At 69.9% G+C, this 18457-nt stretch carries 11 protein-coding genes; 2 read left to right on the top strand and 9 right to left on the bottom strand.

Annotation, left to right across the window (positions count from 1 at the left end):
* Positions 1-7726: non-ribosomal peptide synthetase (locus HUA78_RS19355; protein ID WP_174476871.1), on the bottom strand; the 7726-nt coding region annotated here is incomplete at its 3' end.
* 46 nt (positions 7727-7772) lie between these two features.
* Positions 7773-9200 (bottom strand): MFS transporter, encoded by a 1428-nt coding sequence (locus HUA78_RS19350; protein ID WP_174461730.1) that lies wholly within the window; start codon positions 9198-9200, stop codon positions 7773-7775.
* Between the two features lie 267 nt (positions 9201-9467).
* On the opposite strand from HUA78_RS19350, the gene HUA78_RS19345 reads away from it, so the two are divergent.
* Together HUA78_RS19345 and HUA78_RS19340 are read left to right on the top strand one after the other, a co-directional pair.
* Positions 9468-9905 (top strand): DUF2383 domain-containing protein, encoded by a 438-nt coding sequence (locus HUA78_RS19345; RefSeq protein ID WP_141646270.1) that lies wholly within the window; start codon positions 9468-9470, stop codon positions 9903-9905.
* A 274-nt stretch (positions 9906-10179) separates the two neighbouring features.
* A complete protein-coding gene (locus tag HUA78_RS19340) occupies positions 10180-10980 on the top strand; it encodes a hypothetical protein (RefSeq protein ID WP_141646269.1) in 801 nt (266 codons plus the stop codon).
* Between the two features lie 9 nt (positions 10981-10989).
* On the opposite strand, the gene HUA78_RS19335 is transcribed toward HUA78_RS19340, so the two are convergent.
* The 7 genes from HUA78_RS19335 to HUA78_RS19305 all read right to left on the bottom strand — a co-directional run bounded on the left by HUA78_RS19335 (position 10990) and on the right by HUA78_RS19305 (position 18404).
* Positions 10990-12084, bottom strand: coding sequence for a hypothetical protein (locus tag HUA78_RS19335; protein WP_174476870.1), 1095 nt, complete (start codon positions 12082-12084; stop codon positions 10990-10992).
* A 33-nt stretch (positions 12085-12117) separates the two neighbouring features.
* The gene (locus HUA78_RS19330) at positions 12118-12678 is read right to left on the bottom strand and encodes a DUF2378 family protein (protein ID WP_141648788.1); all 561 of its coding nucleotides are present in this window, start codon (positions 12676-12678) and stop codon (positions 12118-12120) included.
* A 92-nt stretch (positions 12679-12770) separates the two neighbouring features.
* Positions 12771-13718, bottom strand: coding sequence for a VWA domain-containing protein (locus HUA78_RS19325; protein ID WP_174468259.1), 948 nt, complete (start codon positions 13716-13718; stop codon positions 12771-12773).
* Positions 13719-13741: 23 nt separating this feature from the next.
* Positions 13742-15979: an RCC1 repeat-containing protein gene (locus tag HUA78_RS19320; protein WP_174457285.1), complete on the bottom strand. Its 2238-nt coding sequence runs from the start codon at positions 15977-15979 to the stop codon at positions 13742-13744.
* A 23-nt stretch (positions 15980-16002) separates the two neighbouring features.
* Positions 16003-17151: a hypothetical protein gene (locus HUA78_RS19315; RefSeq protein WP_141648791.1), complete on the bottom strand. Its 1149-nt coding sequence runs from the start codon at positions 17149-17151 to the stop codon at positions 16003-16005.
* Positions 17148-17480 (bottom strand): hypothetical protein, encoded by a 333-nt coding sequence (locus tag HUA78_RS19310; RefSeq protein WP_141648792.1) that lies wholly within the window; start codon positions 17478-17480, stop codon positions 17148-17150. Before HUA78_RS19310 ends, HUA78_RS19315 begins: the two co-directional genes overlap by 4 nt.
* A 96-nt stretch (positions 17481-17576) precedes the next feature.
* On the bottom strand, positions 17577-18404 hold the full coding sequence (locus HUA78_RS19305; RefSeq protein ID WP_141648793.1) for a hypothetical protein: 828 nt from the start codon (positions 18402-18404) through the stop codon (positions 17577-17579).
* Positions 18405-18457 lie beyond the last annotated feature (53 nt).

The following is an 18457-nucleotide window of genomic DNA, read 5'->3' as shown; positions in this document are numbered from 1 at the left end:
GGATTCCCGTGGACCAGCCGTCGGAGGCGATGTGATGGACCGTCCCGACGAGGACATGGCGCTGTGCGTCCAGTCGCAGCAGGAGCACGCGGAAGATGGGGCCGTGCTCCAGGTCGAAGGGCCGTGAAGCCTCCTCGCTCACCAGTCGCCGGGCCTCGACGAGCTTCGTATCTTCCGAGAGGGACTCCAGCTCCCTCACCGTGACAAGCATGGGCTTGGGGGCGTGGATGTGCTGGCGCGGCTCTCCGTCGCGCGTCACGAACGTGGTGCGCAGGGATTCGTGGCGCTCGACGAGCGACGTGAAGGCGCCCTGGAGCGCGTCGACCTCGAGCGGCCCTTGCAGGAGCAGGGCGAGGGGGATGTTGTAGGTGGAGCTTCCGGGCTCGAGCTGGTCGATGAGCCACAGGCGCTGCTGCGCGAAGGACAACGGCAGCTCGCCCGTGCGCGGCACCAGGACGAGCGGAGGCCGCACCGTGCCCTTGCCCGTGAGGGTCGCCGCATCGAGCCGCCGGGCCAGCGCTTCGATGGTGGGGGCCTCGAACAGCTCCCGCAGCGCCAGCTCCACCTTGAAGGTGTTGCGGATGCGCGAGACGAGCTGCGTGGCGAGCAGTGAATGTCCGCCGAGCGCGAAGAAGTCGTCCTCGATGCCGACCTGTGGGACGCGAAGGACCTGCGCCCAGGTGGAGGCGAGCAGCTCCTCGGTGGGCGTGCGCGGCGCGACGTAGGTGGAGGAGGGAGCAGAGAGCACGGCCTCGGGAGGAGGCAGTGCCTTGCGGTCAATCTTCGCGTTGGCGGTGAGAGGGAGCGCGTCCAGGCGGAGCAGGGACGACGGCACCATGTACTCAGGGAGCCGAGACTTGAGGAAGGCTCGGAGGGAGACGGCGTCCAGGTCGTCGCCGACAAAGTAGCCGACGAGGCGCTTGTCGCCCGGGGCGTCCTCGCGAGCGATGGCGATGGCCTCGCGGATGGAGGGATGCGCGAGCATCGCGGCTTCGACTTCGGGCAACTCGATGCGGAAGCCGCGCACCTTCACCTGCGCGTCGGCGCGACCGATGAAGGCGAGCGTCCCGTCGTGGCTCCAGCGGACAAGGTCGCCGGAGCGATAGAGGCGCGCCCCAGGGACGGAGGAGAACGGGTCCGGGATGAACCGCTCCGCGGTGAGTGAAGGCTGGCCGACGTAGCCGCGAGCCAGGCCGTCACCACCGATGAAGAGCTCACCGGTGATGCCGATGGGGACGGGCTGAAGCGAGGCGTCGAGGACGAGCAGGCGGGTGCCGTTGGTGGGCTTGCCGATGGGCACCGTTGCGCCAACGTCCTCGGGCCGAGCGACCAGGAAGGTCGTGGCGAAGACGGTGGTTTCCGTCGGGCCGTAGCAGTTGGTGACGGAGACGCCCCAGTCCTGCAACGCGCGTCGGACATGAAGGGGCGAGACGATGTCGCCGCCAGTGAGGACGCGCTGGAGTGAAGGAGGCGCGGGGAGACGACTCTCGACGAGCTGGGAGAACAGACCGCTGGTGGCCCAGAGCGTGGTGACGCCGTGTCGAGCGACAGTCTGGAAGAGCTCCTCGAGCGAGGGGGCCTGAGGAGGGAGGACGACGAGGCGCGCGCCGTGGAGCAGGGCGCCCCAGATTTCGAACGTGGTGGCGTCGAAGGAGATGGGCGCGAGGAGGAGGTGGGTCTGCTCGGGTCCGAAGCGGGTGTAGTCGACGCCGACGAGGATGTGGATGACGCCGCTGTGGGTGCAGCCAACGCCCTTGGGCTTGCCGGTGGAGCCGGAGGTGAAGTCGATATAGGCGAGCGACGCGGGGAGGGCGGAAGGAGGCAGGGCCCGGGTGGGGCTGTGGGCCAGCGACACTTCATCCAACAGGACACACGCCAGCCCGTCGGTGGGAAGCTTGTCCAGGAATGCGCGGGTGGAGACGAGGACCTCGGGCCGCGCGTCCTCCATCATCGAAGCGAGACGCTCGCGCGGATACTTCGTGTCGAGGGGGACGTAGGCGGCGCCAGCCTTGAGGATGGCGACGAGGGCGATGATGAGTTCGGCCGAGCGGTCGACGGCGATGGCGACGCGGGAGTCGGTGCGGACGCCGAGAGCGCGCAGGTGCCAGGCGAGCTGGTTGGAGCGCTCGTCGAGCTGACGGTAGGTGAGGGAGGTGTCACCGACGAGGAGCGCGACGGAGTCGGGTGCGCGCGCGACGACATCGGCGAAGACGGCGGGCAGGGTGGAGTCCGGCGAGACGAGCGCGGGAGCCGAGGCCCAGTTGGTGAGGACGTCTCGCCGCTCCTCGACGGTCAGCATGGAGTGGGTAGCGAGCGGAGCGTCGGGCCGGGCGACGACCGCTTCGACGAGCAGCTCGAAGTGCCGCGTCATGCGCTCGATGGAGGCTCGCTCGAACAGGTCCGTGTTGTAGGTCAGCGCGCCGAAGAGGCCGTCCGGCCCGTCCACGAAGTGCAGCTCGAGTTCGAACTTGATGACGGTGGCTTCAACCTCCACCGGGCTGAGCGACAGCTCCTGCTTCTGGAGGGCCGACGCGGGTGTGTTCTGGAGCGCGAAGAGGACCTGGAACAGCGGGCTGCGGCTCAGGTCTCGACGAATCTGAAACTCCTCGACCAGGCGCTCGAAGGGGACGTCCTGGTGCGCGTAGGCCCCCAGGGCGGTCTCCTTCACCTGCCGCAAGAGCTGGAGGAACGTCGCGTTCGTGTCGATGCGCGCGCGGAAGACGAGCGTGTTGACGAAGAAGCCGATGAGCCCTTCGAGCTCCGCGCGCTGGCGACCCGCGATGGGTGAGCCGACGGCGATGTCGTCCTGCCCGGTGTGACGGGACAGGAGCAACTGCCATGCGGCGAGCAGCGCCATGAACGGCGTGATGCCTTCACGCTGGCACAGCGTCTTGAGCCGCTTGGAGACCTCTGGCCGCAAGGTGACGAGCACCTGGGCACCGGTGAAGGTCTGCACGGGAGGACGCGGCTTGTCGAGCGGCAGGTCCAGCGTGGCCACACCCATCAGGCGTCCGCGCCACCATGCGAGCTGCTGCTCCAGCACTTCGCCCTGGAGCCAGTCGCGCTGCCAGACGGCGTAGTCGGCGTACTGGAGGGACAGGGGCGGAAGCGGCGACGGTGCCCCCATCGCGAAGGCCCCGTAGAGGGTGGCGACCTCCTGGGTGAGCACGCCCATGGACCAACCGTCGGAGACGATGTGGTGCATGTTGAGCGCGAGGAAGTGCTCGGTGGGGGACGTCTCCAGCAGCAGGGCGCGGACGAGCGGGCCGGTGGAGAGGTTGAACGGACGCAGGTACTCCTCGCGCAGCAGTCGCTCCACCTCCTGGCGGACGGCGTCCGGCGTCTGTCCCTGGACCTTCACCACGGTCACCGGCAGCTCCGCGTGCGGGGCGACGATCTGGAAGGGCTCGTCGTTCTGCTGGAGGAATGTGGTGCGCAGGGCCTCGTGGCGCCTCACCAACTCGGCGAAGGCCCGCTGGAGCGCGGACAGATGAAGCGCTCCGTCCAGTCGGACGAAGGAGGGCATGTTGTACGTCGCGCCGCCGGGCTGGAGCTGGTCGAGGAACCAGAGGCGTTGCTGCGCGAAGGACAGCGGCAGCGGTCCCGTGCGGGGCACTGGAACCAACGCGGGCGGCTGCCGGTTCCGCGACGTCATCAACGTGGTGTCGATGCTCGCCGCGAGGGCGACCACCGTGGGTGCGCCGAAGACGGTGCGCAGCGGCAGCTCCACGCCGAACGCGGACCGCACACGCGACACGACCTGGGTGGCGAGCAGCGAGTGCCCGCCGAGCGCGAAGAAGTTGTCGGTGACGCTCACTCGCGGCACGTGCAGGACGTCGGCGAAGAGCGCGGCGAGCTTCTCCTCCAATGGAGTGCGGGGCGCGGCGAAGGCGGCACCTCCGCGCAGACTCTCCGCATCGGGCGCGGGCAGGCGCTTGCGCGCGAGCTTGCCGCTGGGCGTGAGGGGCAGCGCGGGCAGCGCCACGAACGCGGACGGCACCATGTACTCGGGCAGGCGCTGGAGTACGAACGCGCGCAGGGCCTCGGTGTCGAGCGTGGCGTCGGGCGAGACGACGACGTAGCCGACCAGTCGCCTGTCGCCCGGCACATCCTCGCGAACGATGACCGCGGCATCACTCAGCCCCGGCGCGGAGCGGAGCACGGACTCGACTTCACCCAGCTCGACGCGGAAGCCGCGCAGCTTGACCTGGGAGTCGAGCCGCCCCAGGAAGTCGAGCGTGCCGTCCGCGCGCCACCGCGCCGCGTCTCCGGTGCGATGGAGCCGCGCGCCCGGCACCGTCGAGAAGGGGTCGGGGACGAACGCCTTCGCGGTGACTTCTGGCTGTGACAGGTAGCCGTGCGCCAGGTGGGTGCCACCGATGTACAGCTCTCCCGAGACGCCGATGGGCACCGGATGTCCGAGTGCATCCAGGACGTAGAGCCGCGTGTGGCCGACCGGCCCGCCGATGGACGGAAGCCGGGGCCAGGACGTGGGAGTGCCCTGGAGTCGGAAGGCGGAGACGACGTGCGCCTCGGAAGGACCGTACTGGTTCTCCAGGACGCTGCCCGGCAGCTTCGCGAAGAACGCGGCGACGGTGTCGCTCACCTGGAGTTGCTCACCCGCCGTCACCACTTCCCGCAGCGCGGAGGGCAGGGTGGCGCCATGCGAGACAGCGTCGGCGATGGCCTGAAGGGCGACGAAGGGCAGGAAGAGCCGCTCGACGCGCTGATGGTGCATGAAGTCGAGCAGCGCGGGGATGTCCTGGCGCAGTCCTTCGGTGGGAAGCACGAGGGTGCCGCCCGCCCACCAGGTGCAGAACATCTCCTGGACGGAGACGTCGAAGTTGAGCGACGCGAACTGCAACGTGGTGGCGCGCGGCTGGGGAGCGCGCTGGAGCTGCCACGTGAAGAGCGCGCTCAGCGCGCGGTGGGGCATGACGATGCCCTTGGGCACCCCCGTGCTCCCGGACGTGTAGATGATGTAGGCGGGGCTCTCCGCCGAGACGTCGAGACCTGGCGCGCGTCGGGACTGGCCGGCGACAATGGCCGCGTCGACATCCAACAGGAGGGCGCGAGCGCCGCCATCGGCGGGTAGCGACGCCGCGAGCCGGGAGTGGGTGAGGACCACGGGCGCCCGCGTGTCCGCGAGCATGAAGGCGAGGCGCTCGGCGGGATAGCTGGGGTCGAGCGCGACATAGCTGGCCCCCACCTTGAGCGTGGCCAGGACGGCCACGGCCATGTCGAGCGACTTGTCCAGGCAGATGCCGACGATGCTCCCCGGCGTCACGCCTCGCGCGAGCAGGTGGTGCGCGAGCTGATTGGCCCGCGCGTCCAGCGCCGCGTAGGTGAGGGAGTCGGTGCCGTCGGTGACGGCGATGGCGTCGGGCGTGCGAAGCGCCTGGGCCTCCACGGGTGCGTGGAGCGTGGTGGGCGCGAAGGGCTCCCGCGACGTGTCGTTCCAGGAGACGAGGACCTGGCGACGCTCGGGCTCCTCCATCATCGGCAGGCGCCAGACGGGCTGGCTCGGGTCCGCGACGGCGGCTCGCAGCAGGCGCACGAACTGGTCCGCCATGCGCTGGACCGTCGCCGTGTCGAAGAGGTCGGTGTTGTATTCGAACACCGCGTTGAACACGTTGCCGTCGTCGGACGCCAGCAGCGAGAGGTCGAACTTGGCGGTGCCGCTGATGGCATCCAGCGGACGGACCTTGAGCGGCGAGTCGGGGTCTTCCTGTCCCTGCGTCTTCGGCGTGTTGTGCAGGGCGAGCATCACCTGGAACAGGGGCGTGCGGCTCTGGTCCCTCTCGGGACGCAGCTCGTCCACCAGCTTCTCGAACGGGACGTCCTGGTGCGCATAGGCACCGAGCGTCGTCTCGCGCACCTGGGCCAGCAGCTCGCGGAACGTCATGCCCGGGGTGAAGCGGGCGCGCAGCGCGAGCGTGTTGGCGAAGAAGCCGATGAGGCCTTCCAGGTCCGCCCGCATCCGGTTGGCGATGGGCGAGCCGACGATGATGTCGTCCTGCCCGGAGTAGCGCGCGAGCAGCGTCTGATAGGTGGCCAGCAGCACCATGAAGGGTGTGACACCCTCCTGGTGGCACAGCGCGTGGACGGCGGGCGCGAGCGCGGCGGGAAGATCGACGCGCAGCATGTCCCCGCGCAGCGACTGGATGGGAGGCCGCGGCCTGTCGGTGGGCAGCTCCAGCGCGTGCGGCGCGTCGGCCAGCTGGGTGCGCCAGTAGGCGAGCTGTGACTCGAGCACGTCGCCCGTCAGCCAGCCGCGCTGCCAGACGGCGAAGTCCGCGTACTGCACGGGCAGCTCCGGCAGCGGCGAGGGCCGGCCGAGCGCGAACGCCAGATAGAGGGCGGGGACCTCTTGCGAGAGGACGCCAATGGACCAGCCGTCGGAGATGACGTGGTGATTGACGATGAGCAACACGTGCTCGTGCTCATCGAGCGTCAAGAGCCGCGCGCGCAAGAGCGGGCCGGTGGCCAGGTCGAAGGGCGTGCGCGCTTCCGCGTCCGCCAGTCGCTGCGCCTCCGCGTCGCGCGCCTCCGGGGGAAGGGCGCGCAGGTCGTCGACGGAGATGGTGAACGGCGCGGGCGGTGAGACGGCCTGGACGGGGCCGTCCTGCAGCGAGCGGAAGCGGGTGCGCAGCGTCTGGTGACGCCGCGCCAGCTCTGTGAAGGCGCGCTCTAGCAGCGAGTGCTCCAGCGGGCCCGTGAAGCGCAGGCCGTAGAACATGTTGTAGGCGGGACTGCCGGGCTGGAGCTGATCCAGGAACCAGAGCCGCTGCTGCGCGTACGACAGCGGCGCGCCGTCGCCGTGACCCGTGGGGATGGGCCCGGTGAGGGACTGGCCGGACTCGAAGAGCCGCGCCGCCAGCGCCTTCACGTGGGGCTCGCGCAAGAGCGAGTGTCCGTCTCCAGGCGTGTCGTCGACCTGGGCGCCCTCCTCCGCGAGCACCGCCCAGCCCTTGTCCTTCTCCACGTCCGCGGCGTCCACGACTTCGGCGGAGCGAACGATGCGCGCGGAAGCGGCAAAGGCCTCGGGGACGTAGCGACGCGCGGCGCGCACGTGGGCGGAGAAGAGCTTGAAGCGCGCGCGCAGGAACTCGAGCGTCGTGGCCGCGGGCAGCAGCCCCTGGCGCGTGCCCTCCGCGTGCAGATGCACCAGGAGGGGCTCGGGGTCCTTGCCCGTGGTGAGCGCGGCGGGAAGCTCGAGCGGGGGCAGGCCCGCCTGGAGCGCCAGCTCTCGCGCGAAGAGGGCGGCGTGCGCGGCGAGCGCCTGGGCGGAGATGCTCCTGTCGGGTGACGCGGGCGGCGGCTCGATGAGCGTGAGCCGCGCGACGTGGCCGTCACGCTGGAGGAGGCGCGCCATCTCCCACGCGATGACCGCGCCGAGCGCCCAGCCCGCGAGGTGATACGGCCCTTCGGACCGCTCCGCGCGCAGGGCCTCCACGTAGAAGACGGCCATCGCCTCCAGCGACTCCAGCGGCGCGCGCCCGTCGTCCAGGCCTCGCGCCTGGATGCCGACCACGGGCTGGGACGCCGGAGCGTGGCGGACCAGCTCCGCGTAGCAGTCCAGGCGGCCGTCCATCGGATGCACGAGGAAGAGCGGGCTCGCCGCGTCGTTCCCCGCGCGCAGGGGCACCAGGGGAGAGGCGGAGGGGCTCGCTTCGGATGGGATGACGGGCCCGACGGACGTCGGGGAGTCGTTGCGCGTGCTCACGGAGTACTCCAGTCAATTCATTGCGCGGGGCCGGGACGCTGCGTGCTCAGGACGGGGTGTTTCCCGTCGCCGAGAGCGGACTCTCGGGCACGGCGCCAGCCGGGGGCTGCTCGGAAGGAAGAGAAGTGGCGAGCGGGTGGGAAGGAATCATGTCCGGAAGCTCTTCCTGGACGCGCCGCGCGCGAGGAGACAACAGGAGGAGTCCGACGGCGCCCAGCACCGCGAACCCCAGGACGACGAACAAGAACGCGATGCCACGCCCGGTGCCGGTGCCCAGCACGCGCCCCACGCTGCCGGCGAACGCTCCGCCCGGCGCCATCCACGGCTCGAAGACGCGGTCCGCCAGGGGACCTGCGATCAACGTGGTGAGCAGCACCCCGGACTGTCCCACCGTCTTGCGCAGCGCGGACACCCGGCCCTGGATTTCCAACGGCACCTTGAGCTGCCAGATGACATGGGAGTTGGTCGTGGTGAGCGGCATGGAGAACAGGAACAGCGCCGCCGCCGTGGCGAGCAGCGGCACGCTGGGCGGCAGCGCGGCCAGCAGCAGCATGACCGAGGCGATGATGGGGAAGCCCGCGATGCCGAGGATGCGGCGCCTGGGGCCGCCCCACACGCTGGTGAGGATGCCGCCCGCCAGCAGGCCCATGCCGGAGATGGAGCCGATCAGTCCCAGGTGCTTCAGGTCCGTGAAGGCCAGCACCAGCGGCGTGAAGAGCAGGAGCACCAGTGCGAGGCTCGAGTTGGTGAACGTGCTGAAGGCCAGGATGTACGACAGGCCCGGCCTGTCCCGGACGAAGCGCCACCCCTCCGCCAGCTCCGCGCGCATGGAGCGAGGCCCCGCGCGCCGCACCGAGGCCCCGGGCGCCGACGGGAAGCGCACCACCACCAACACGCCCGCGGCGAACAGGAAGCTGACCACGTCCATGAAGAGCACGCCGTGCAGGCCGATGCTCCCCACCAGCAGGCCCGCGAACAGGGGCGACGCAATCTGGCTGATCGCCCCGCCCAGCTCCGCCATGCCGCTGGCCCGCCCCAGGTGCTGCTTGGGGATGAGCAGCGGCGTCGTGGCCGTCCACGCCGGCCAGCGAAACGCATTGCAACAGCCTCCCAGCAGGACGATGGGGTACAGGTACCAGGCCTTGAACGCGAGCTGGCCCAGGTCATCCGCCACCAGCAGCAGCCAGATGAGCGCGGTGGTGAGGCCGGAGCCCACGTCGCTCCAGAGCATCGCCTTCCTGCGGTCCCACCGGTCCACCAGCACTCCGGCGAACGGCGACAACACCGCCAGGGGCAGCGTGGCGAAGAAGGAGATGAGCACGAAGCGCGTCGTGGAGCCGGTGAGCTGGTAGACGTGCGCGCCAAGCGCGAACGACGTCAACCCCGAGCCGAACAGGGAGACGAACTGCCCCAGCCATACGAGGCCGAAGGTGAGAAGCGGGCGCGACGGTGAAGCAGGCGACGGGGCAGTCATTTCGCGTGGCGATGCGAGCTGGGTTGGCTGGCGAGCTTCCCACTGGCCAGGGGCACGGCACAGGAACTGGGCACTCCCAGATCAGCTTCACAGCCCTGACGCATTCTTGCAAACAGACTACCCGGACAGTCGCGCTGATACCTGCTGAAACACGGACGGTGCGTGTGGCCGAAGGGAGGTGGCGGGGGAGGGGGCCCTTGTTGCGAGCGGGCGGGCACGTCGCACCTTCTTGCTCAGCAACCCGTTCACCACTTCCAGGAGGCCTTCATGGCGCACACCGACAAGGATGTCGACACGCTCAATTCCTTCCTCCGGGGCGAGATTTCAGCGGTGGAGACCTACCGGCAGGCGATGGGGCACATCGAGGATGACGTACGGCGTCGCACGCTGGAGGAGTGTCGACAGGACCACGAGCACCGCGTGGAGACGCTGCGCTCGCGCATCCTGCAGCTCGACGGCAAACCGGCGGAGGGCTCCGGCATCTGGGGCGCCTTCGCGAAGGTGGTCCAGGGCGGAGCGGACGTCCTGGGTGAGAACGCCGCCATCTCCGCGCTGGAGGAAGGCGAGGACCATGGCCTGCGCGACTACGAGCGCGATGCGGACAAGGTCCACGGCGACCTGCGGCGCTTCGTGCGCATGGAGCTGCTGCCCGCGCAGAAGAGTACGCACAAGAAACTCAGTCACCTGAAGCACACCCTCCACTGATGACGCGACGGGTGGGAAACCCCAGGCCCGGGCCCCGCGACTCGTTCGCGGACCCGGGCCGTTTCCGTTGGGACTCTCAACTTCCAGGAATGCGCGCGGTGCCTTGAATGGCCGGGCGTCGACCTCGTCACAACCGGCGCGGGTTTCATCTGAGGGAGTAGATCTCCGGGGTGGGGCTGGACGTCGAGGGTTTCACGCCGAGCGGATGGGGCCTGGAGGTTGGGGTTGTGGCGTGCGATAAACGGGGGTCCGCCGACGAGGCTGGAGGAGATGCATGTGGCTGGACGACAGCTCTTCGGAACGCGACGAGGTCTCCGGTGAAGCGCGGCGCGGAGACGAGCGGACCGTGGAGCCCGAGCCAAGGGAAGCGGAGCGCGAGAAGATGCCCCTGGCCCCCGTGGCGTTGAAGGAGAGCAGCCATGCGGGAGCGCTGAGCGCGACCTGTGAGGCGCTGTTCCGCTCCACCGAGGCGGCCCTGCCCTGGGCGTGGAAGCTGCTCCAACTGGCCAAGGGCCCTGGCGCCTTGTCGTCCGAGGCGCGCGGCGCGGCGCTGGAGTTCCTGGACCGCATTCCGCCGCACGTGCGCCGGGGCGTGAGCGAGCTGCTCGCCTTCAGCAACCTGTGGCAGGCGGTCTGCACCCGGCTGGGGCGCCCTGTGGCGCGCTCCACGGAGGAGCTGCTGCGAGAGCTGAACGAGGACCTGCAGCTGCTTCTGCGCGGCGCGCAGGCCCGGCTGGGGACGACGGCCGCGCTGGAGCAGGGCCTGCTGTTGCACCTGGGGCGCCTGCGCGAGTCGCGAGGCATGGAGCCTTCAGCCGCGCTGGAGCTGCGCGCCGCGCTGGACGCCTTCACCCACTCGGTGACGCAGGTGATGGCCGCGGCGAGCGCGTACCGTCGCGCGTGGGAGGCCGCGCAGGCGGAGCTGTCCGAGTCCGCGGAGTGGCTGGGCGCGGGAGACCCCGGCTTCTGCGCGTGGCTGGCCGAGCACCTCTCCGCGTCCGTGCCCGCCTGGCGCGAGGCGCATGCGTCCAGTCGGCTCCTTCAGGAGCTGGGCGCGCTGTCCGGTCCTCCGTAGGCGGGCTGCTCAGGCCTCCACGAGGATGCGGTGTCGGTACAGCTCCAGCAGGATGTCCTCGGACAGGTCCGCCTGCTTGTTCTCGCGCAGGTGGTGTCGCACGGCCTCCACCGGCTGCCGGCCGGTGAACTCCACGAGCAGCCCGTAGGCCTCGCCGGGGAGGGCAATCGCGTCGAAGTCGCTGTATGCGCCCAGGGCCACGCTGCCGTCGGGCAGCCACTGCACGGTGGCGTCCGGGTTGAACCGGAGGGTGCGCGGCAGTTGGGGTGAGACGGAGGTCGCGAACAGCTTCTCCACGGCCTTCAGCTCGATGACGCCGTCCAGGCCCAGCAGCTTGTCGAGTCCGTCCGCCGTCAGCCCGCGCACCAGTTGGTAGCAGGCGCGGAAGTACTCCACCTCGCGGCCCGCGTGCTCCTTCCACAGCTCCGCGTAGACGCGCGTGGGGGGCGGCGCGTCGTCCAGGTCCTCCACGCCGAGCGGGACGCTGTTCAGCTCGGGGCGGTCCTTGCCGGAGAGGATGTAGTCCGGCAGCAGCTGGAGCGCCGTCCAGCGCGACAGTTGAATCTCCGTCAGCGTCAGGTACGTCTTGAGGGACATCCAGAACTTGCGGCCGTCGGCGCCCGAGACGTACTTGCAGAAGAAGGTGGAGCAGACGGCCTCGCGGTACGGCCAGATGGTGCAGCCGCCGCTCTCTTCGCCGTAGTAGGGGCAGCGCAGCGACGCGGCCCGGCCGAAGAACTGGTGCCCGTTCTTGTAGAGGAAGTTGAACTTCGCCGGGGGCTTCACCCACTGCGGCGTCACGCCGATGCGGCCCGCGATGCGCGCCTCCATGCGACCGCGTCCCTCGGCCAGCTCCGGGCGCTCATCCGACAGCAGGGCGCCGACGAGGTAGTTGGGCAGGCGGGGGAAGTAGGTGCAGCACTTGGTGTCGGGACGGAAGAAGCGGCTGACTCCGTCCACGGACTCCACGGCGCCCTCCGCGTTGTCCTTGCACATGGCGCACTTGGAGCACGTGGCCTTGGTCTCCTCGGGGACGTCCTGCCGGAAGAAGCCCGGGAGGAGGTCGCGGTAGAGCTCGGGGAGACTGTCGAGGAGGCGGGTCATGGGGCGGGGGGCTCGGGGGCTCTCGGAGGTGGGTCAGCGCGCGGAGGGGTCGTACCACTCGATGCGATAGGTACAGGACTCCGCGTCGTGACGGGTGCGGGAAATGGTGAGGCCCCGCACACCGATGCGATGCAGCCCTTCTTCCAGGACGCCCTCGACGAAGCCCTCGGTGACGTCCGGCTCGTTGAACCACAGCTCCGCGGTGGTGGGGTTCACCACGTTGACGCGCGTCTGCGTGAAGTTGTTGCCGCTGCGGAAGTTGTGCGTCATGCGGCCCAGCGAGCGCATGGGACCCAGCACGCGCGCCAGCGTGAGCACCGCCGAACCCATGACCGTCTGCGCATAGCCTTCAATCATCCGCCGGGCGAGCCGCCGACGGGCCTCTTCCAGGGGCTTCTCCGGATAGAGGGAGCGGCCGACCTCGTCCAGGCACCTCACCCACACGGAGTGGGGATAGGCGGCCTGGAGGGGGGCGTCCAGGTCCATGCCCAGCTCGCGCAGTTGGGTGCGCAGCTCGTAGGACAAATCCTTGTCGAGCGTCTTCAGGTAGAGGCTGTCCACCGTGTTGCCGAAGATGACGCGCTCCTGGCTCATGCGCTCGTGCCCCCGAGTGTCGCCGGCCTACCCGGGCCGGCGGACGCGCATTCTCCCCGGAGGTGACCTCCGGAGGCCAGTCCTGTCGACGACTACTCGCGGACCTCGTGCACGGGCAGCACGGGCGGTAGCACGCTGTTGCAGCCACGGCCCAGGTTGCCGAGGACGATGGAGTAGTCCGTGAAGTCGACGACGCGGTCCCCGTTGAAGTCCGCCGCCGGGCTGGCCGGGGGCACCCTCAGCCCGTAGTTGGCGAGCATGAAGCGGTAGTCCACGGAGTCGACGCAGCCGTTCCCATCCGTGTCGCCGGGGATGGGGAGCGGGCGCACGTCGTCGATAGGCGTGTAGCGGCCTCCGGACGCCTTGGCGACCTCCTGGACGAAGGTGAGGAAGAAGGGCTCGGGCGCCAGCGTGATGTGGTTGAAGAAGACATCCGCGTCGAAAACGAGCTGGAAGGGATTGGGGCTGTCGCGCAGCGGGTCGCCCGTCTTGAGCATGTTGCGGACCTTCCACTCCCACGAGCCTTCCTCCAGGTCGGGATAGCGCGTGGCGCTCGGAGGGCCGTAGCAGAGCGTGGCCTCCGGCGTGCTGTTCTCCTCGCCGTCGGAGATGAGGCGGACGACCTTGCGGGCGTCGATGCCGGGGCCGAACTGGAGCAGTTCGTCGGCGGCGTCGCAGACAGCGAGCGCCAGGGGCGTCGCGCCCGCGCCCACGCTCAGCCGGCTCAGGCTCGCCACCGTCGTCGGGCCGTCCTCGAAGCCCTGCTCCCGGCGGTAGCCGCCGCCCTCGAACGTCCAGATGGCGAACAGGCGCGGCAGGGCGTTGGGCGTCTGGACGAAGTCGCGCCCGCGCACGAGCGCATCCGCGAAGCGCGTCTGTCCCGAGGCCCGCGTCGTCCTCATGGTGCCGCTGCGGTCAATCAAGATGATGACGTGCTCTTCGGTGAAGGCGTGCGCCGCGGTGCCGGACAGCAAGGCGAGTGAGAGTGCCGCGCCCGCGAGTGCACGCGGGGCCCACCGATTCAGGATACGGGCGAACATGGGTGTCTCCTTGTCGAGTTGCATCAGAACAGCTCCACCTTCACGGGGATGATGCTGTCGTTGCGCGTGCCATCGCCGAGCTGGCCTTCCGCGTTGGCCCCCCAGGCCCACGTCGTGCCGTCCGAGCGCAAGGCCATGGAGTGGTGGTCTCCGGCGATGACGGCCACGACGCCCGTCATCCCCGCCACCATCACCGGGACATGGCGGTTCTCCAGGAAGCCGTCCCCAATCTGGCCGTCGAAGTTGAAGCCCCACGCGCGCACCGTGCCGTCCGAGCGCAGCGCCAGCGAGTGATAGTCCCCCGCGGTGATGGAGACGATGCCGCTCAGGTTCGCCACGGACACCGGCGCGTTCTGGCTCAGCGTGGAGTTGTTGCCCAGCTGTCCCGAGCCGTTGTAGCCCCAGGACCACACCGAGCCGTCCGAGCGCAGCGCCATGGAGTGGTAGCCCCCGGCGGTGATGGCCGTCATCGCCGACAGCCCCACCACCTGCACCGGCACGATGTGCCAGGCGTTGTTCCCGCTGCCAATCTGGCCATCGAAGTTGTAGCCCCACGCCCACACCGTGCCGTCGGAGCGCAGCGCCAGCGAGTGGCTGTGGCCGGCCGCGATGGCCGTCACGCCCGCCAGGCCTGTCACCTGCACGGGGTGGTTGCGGTCCACCGTCGTCCCGTCTCCCAATTGTCCGTAGCGGTTGAAGCCCCATCCCCACACCGTGCCGTCGTGGTGCAGCGCGAGCGAGTGGTACGCCCCCGCGGAGATGGCGGAGATGCCAGACAGGCCCGACACCGGCACGGGCTGGGAGCGGTTGGTGTTGGAGCCATCGCCCACCTCGCCCCGCGTGTTGACGCCCCAGGACCACACGGTGGTGTCGCCCTTGAGGACCACGGTGTGGCGGTGTCCGGCGGCCACGGCCACGCTGGCCGTCAGCCCCATGCGCGCGGGCAACAGCCGGTCCGCGCCCAGGCCGTTGCCCAACTGGCCCTCCTCGTTGTCGCCCCAGCTCCAGAGGTTGCCCGCCGCGTCCAGGTAGACGGAGTGCAGCTGGCCCGACGTCACCCCGGGGTTGCCGAGCGTGGTGTTGCCCACGCGCACCGGAGACATGCGGGGCAGGAAGGTGCCGTCACCCAGCTGGCCGAAGGCGTTGTCACCCCAGGACCACACGGTGCCATCCGCGCGCAGCGTCAGCGAGTGCTTGAAGCCCGCCACCAGCGTGACGCCGCCACTGAGGCCCGCTTGAATCGGCAGCGTGCTGCTCGTCAACGTGCCGTTGCCCAACTGGCGATAGCGGTTGTCACCCCAGGCCCACACCGCGCCGTCCACGCGGACCGCCAGCGAGTGGTAGTTGCCGGCGACCGCCGCCAGCACGTCCGTCAGCACCACCTGCACGGGGTAGGAGCGGTTGATTTTCGTCCCGTCGCCGAGCTGGCCCGTCGAGTTGAGTCCCCACGTCCACGCCGTGCCATTCGAACGCAGCGCCACGCAGTGGGACGCACCCGCGGAGATGGTCACCACGCCGGCGAGCGACTGCACCTGCGCGGGCGTGCCCCGCGTCGTCACCGTGCCATCGCCCAGCTGGCCACTGCGGTTGTCGCCCCAGGCCCACACGGTGCCGTCCGAGCGCAGCGCCAGCGACGTGTTGCCACCGGCCGCCACCGCGATGACGCCGCTCAGGCCCGCCACCTGCACGGGCAGCGTGCTGCTGGTCGCCGCGAGTGCGCCGAGCTGCTTGTAGCGGTTGTCGCCCCAGGCCCACACGGTGCCGTCCGAGCGCAGCGCCACCGAGTGCGAGAAGCCCGAGCCCACCGAGAGCACGCCGAACAGGCCCTGGGCGCGCACGGGCTCGTTGCTGGCGAGGACGGTGCCGTTGCCCAGCTGCCCCGAATAGTTGTCACCCCAGGACCACACGGTGCCATCCGAGCGCAGCGCCGCAGAGTGGTAGTCCCCCGAGGCCACCGCCACCGCGTCCTCCAGGTTCTTCACCTTCACCGGCGTGGGGCTGTCGGTGAACAGGCCATTGCCCAGCTGTCCCTGCCGGTTGTAGCCCCAGGCCCACACCGAGCCGTCCGAGTGGACGCCCACCGAGTGGTACTGGCCCAGCGACAGCCGGGTGGCGGAGGCGCGGCCCGCGAGCGCCTGGCGCAGGGCCTGCTCGTGGGTGGAGGGGTCCTCGCCGCCGCATCCCGTCCAAAGCCAGAGGCCGACGAAGAGCGCCCACGTCCAGCCAATCCTCGACGACAGGTGCGACTCGTTCAGGCTCATGGCCATCCCTTCGGTGTGCGCCGTCAGCGACGGCACCAGGTCTTGCCTTCGGTATCCTTGCAGCCGTCCACCACCCACCGGGCGATGAGCCGTCGCAGCTCCACGGGCAGCTCCATGCCGGCCATGGGCATGCCGGGCTTCGCGGCGACCAGGCCGTGCTCGGCCTCCAGCGCGCGCGTCTCCAGCCTGCGCCAGTACTCCTCGCCCGACTTCTTCTTGAGGTACGTCTTCAGGCCCTCCGCGTCCGCCGTGAAGGCGCTGGCCGCGCGAGGGCTCGTCGCGTGGCAATGCACGCAGGTGGCGTCCCGGAAGAAGGGGCCCCAGAGATAGGCGAGCATCGTGGGAGGCACCGCCCCGGGCATGGCGGCGTCCTTCATCGCCAGCCGCGTCACGCGCGCGTCCAGCTCGCGCTCCTTCTCCACCCGCATCTCGTCGAACAGGCGGTGCAGGAGCCGGGCCTCGTCCAGCGAGAGCGGCACCTCCGGCATTTGCCGGTCCGCGCGCGCGTAGGGCGGCTGCTCGCGGCAGTACTCATACGTCCACTCGGGCGTGTAGAGCCCCAGCGACACCCCATCCCGTCCTGAGAGAGGCTTGTCTCCGGCGTGACAGCTGGCGCAGCGCGCCTTCCAGAGGGTGTCCGCGTCCTTGCGTTCGGAGGCCGTCAGCTTCGCGGCGGGGGCCTCCCTCGCCGGCAGCCGCACCGACAGGAGCGCTGCGACGTCCTTCACGTCACCCGACTGGAGGCTGGGGTAGGCCATCATCCGGGGCGCGCGGCTGCCCTCCTTCTGGGAGAGGGTGCTGGGGCGCTTGAGGAAGGCGGCGAGCCCTCGCGAGGAGATGCGGGGCACCTTCTGTCCCGGATGCTCGAGAAGCTCCGGGGCATTCATGTAGGCCAGCGGCGTCTTGGCCAGATGCGCCAGCTTGTCCTCGCGCACGGGGATGGCGAAGTAGCGCGGGTCCGGCTCGCGCTTCTGGCGCTTCACGGCGACGTCGTTGATTTCGGCGTGGCAGCCAAAGCACTGGCTGTCCGTCCACCGGCCCAGGCCGTTGGCGAAGCGCGTCTGGGGCTCGGTGCGCTTGGACGTGTGGCAGCCGGTGCACTCCTGGGCCACGACGCCCTTGGCGGAGGCCAGGCTTCCCAGCACGAGGACGAGGAGGGCGAGCCGTCTCACGGCGCGCTCCCGGTGGGCTGGGTGAGCTTCACGCGCGAGGGGTCCTCCTCTGGCTCGGCGAGGCCTCGAAGCACGTCGCGGAAGTCCTCGGACGTCGCGTCCCCTGGTTTCGCCTGACAGCTCCGGTAGGCGCTCACCAGGGCATACCCGGACACCGACCACCGCGCTTCGGTGGAGCCGGCGGGTGGGGGCACCCGGGTGACGATGCACTGCTGGACCTGCTGCCTGCGCTGCTCCGGCGTCTGGCCGGGCTCGTCGGGGTCATCTCCCGAGCACGCGCACGCCGTCCATCCCATGAGTCCCGCCAGGACCCAGACCCATCGTGTCATCTCGAAAGCTCCCGAGCCGGGAGCGTCATGGCCGTCGCCATGGCCGCCCCCGGCTGCTGATGTGAGGGTTTGTCTTCGCGCGGGGCGCCTTGCCGGCTAGCCGAAGTTGATGACCAGCGGCGTGGGCGTGCAGATGGCGGCGGAGTTGCTCGCCGCGGCCGGGGACATCGTCGCGGTCTGCGCCGTCAGGTTGAGCGTGAAGGACTTGATGTACGTCTCCCAGCCGACCTGCGGGTCGGACGTGACGAACAGGGAGGGGCTGAGCTGGGCGAGCTTGGCGGACTCGAAGAGCACGTTCCAGCTGTTGCCGCCCACGCCCAGGTTGGGCGTCGTCTGGAGCACGCCGTCCGTCACCAGTCGCTGGTTGATGGCGGGGACGTTCAGCAGGGGGCTGTTCGTCGCGCACAGCGGCACCGAGGCGCGCAGGGTGATGACCGGGTTGGCGGCGATATGGGCGCGCACCATCGCCTCGTCGGCGGGGAAGAAGTGGACGCTGAGTCCGCAGACGAGCGGATAGTTGCCGCCGACCACCGCCGGCCGGTAGTTGGTCGGCATGCCCTTGAGCAGGTCCGCGATTCCCGCCGAGGGCTGGCACGAGCCGGCCGAGGGCAGCGGGAGCAGCCGCGCGTCGGTGATGCCATGGCGGGTGATGAAGCCGTTGTACAGGTCCTGCGTGTGGGCGGTGGGGTGGAGGTTGACGAAGAGCCGCCTCATGCCAGCCACGGTGGCGACGGAGTCGGTCGGAATCTGCACGTACTGTGTATAGAAGACAGGGCCGCGATCCATCCCCATGTAGGGAACGAATACCATCTCAGACTCGCGGATGGTGCGCGCATAGTCGAGTGGCGGCGTGTCTGTCTGGGCCTGGGCGGACGTGACGGAAAGACACAACACGGCTGCGAGAGAAAGCTGAAGCAAGCGCATGGAGAAAGGGCCTGGTTGAAGGAAGGAAAGGAGGGGCGGAAGCCACCCCGAAG

The organism is Myxococcus sp. CA033 (assembly GCF_013336625.1).
Classification (GTDB): domain Bacteria; phylum Myxococcota; class Myxococcia; order Myxococcales; family Myxococcaceae; genus Myxococcus; species Myxococcus llanfairpwllgwyngyllgogerychwyrndrobwllllantysiliogogogochensis.
This window is presented reverse-complemented; position numbering and strand designations above follow the sequence as displayed.

Excerpts from the sequence above, each read along its gene's own strand:
- HUA78_RS19350 (WP_174461730.1), bottom strand. The coding sequence starts at position 9,200 with ATGACTGCCCCGTCGCCTGCTTCACCGTCGCGCCCGCTTCTCACCTTC.
- HUA78_RS19345 (WP_141646270.1), top strand. The coding sequence starts at position 9,468 with ATGGCGCACACCGACAAGGATGTCGACACGCTCAATTCCTTCCTCCGG.
- HUA78_RS19340 (WP_141646269.1), top strand. The coding sequence starts at position 10,180 with ATGTGGCTGGACGACAGCTCTTCGGAACGCGACGAGGTCTCCGGTGAA.
- HUA78_RS19335 (WP_174476870.1), bottom strand. The coding sequence starts at position 12,084 with ATGACCCGCCTCCTCGACAGTCTCCCCGAGCTCTACCGCGACCTCCTC.
- HUA78_RS19330 (WP_141648788.1), bottom strand. The coding sequence starts at position 12,678 with ATGAGCCAGGAGCGCGTCATCTTCGGCAACACGGTGGACAGCCTCTAC.
- HUA78_RS19325 (WP_174468259.1), bottom strand. The coding sequence starts at position 13,718 with ATGTTCGCCCGTATCCTGAATCGGTGGGCCCCGCGTGCACTCGCGGGC.
- HUA78_RS19320 (WP_174457285.1), bottom strand. The coding sequence starts at position 15,979 with ATGAGCCTGAACGAGTCGCACCTGTCGTCGAGGATTGGCTGGACGTGG.
- HUA78_RS19310 (WP_141648792.1), bottom strand. The coding sequence starts at position 17,480 with ATGACACGATGGGTCTGGGTCCTGGCGGGACTCATGGGATGGACGGCG.
- HUA78_RS19305 (WP_141648793.1), bottom strand. The coding sequence starts at position 18,404 with ATGCGCTTGCTTCAGCTTTCTCTCGCAGCCGTGTTGTGTCTTTCCGTC.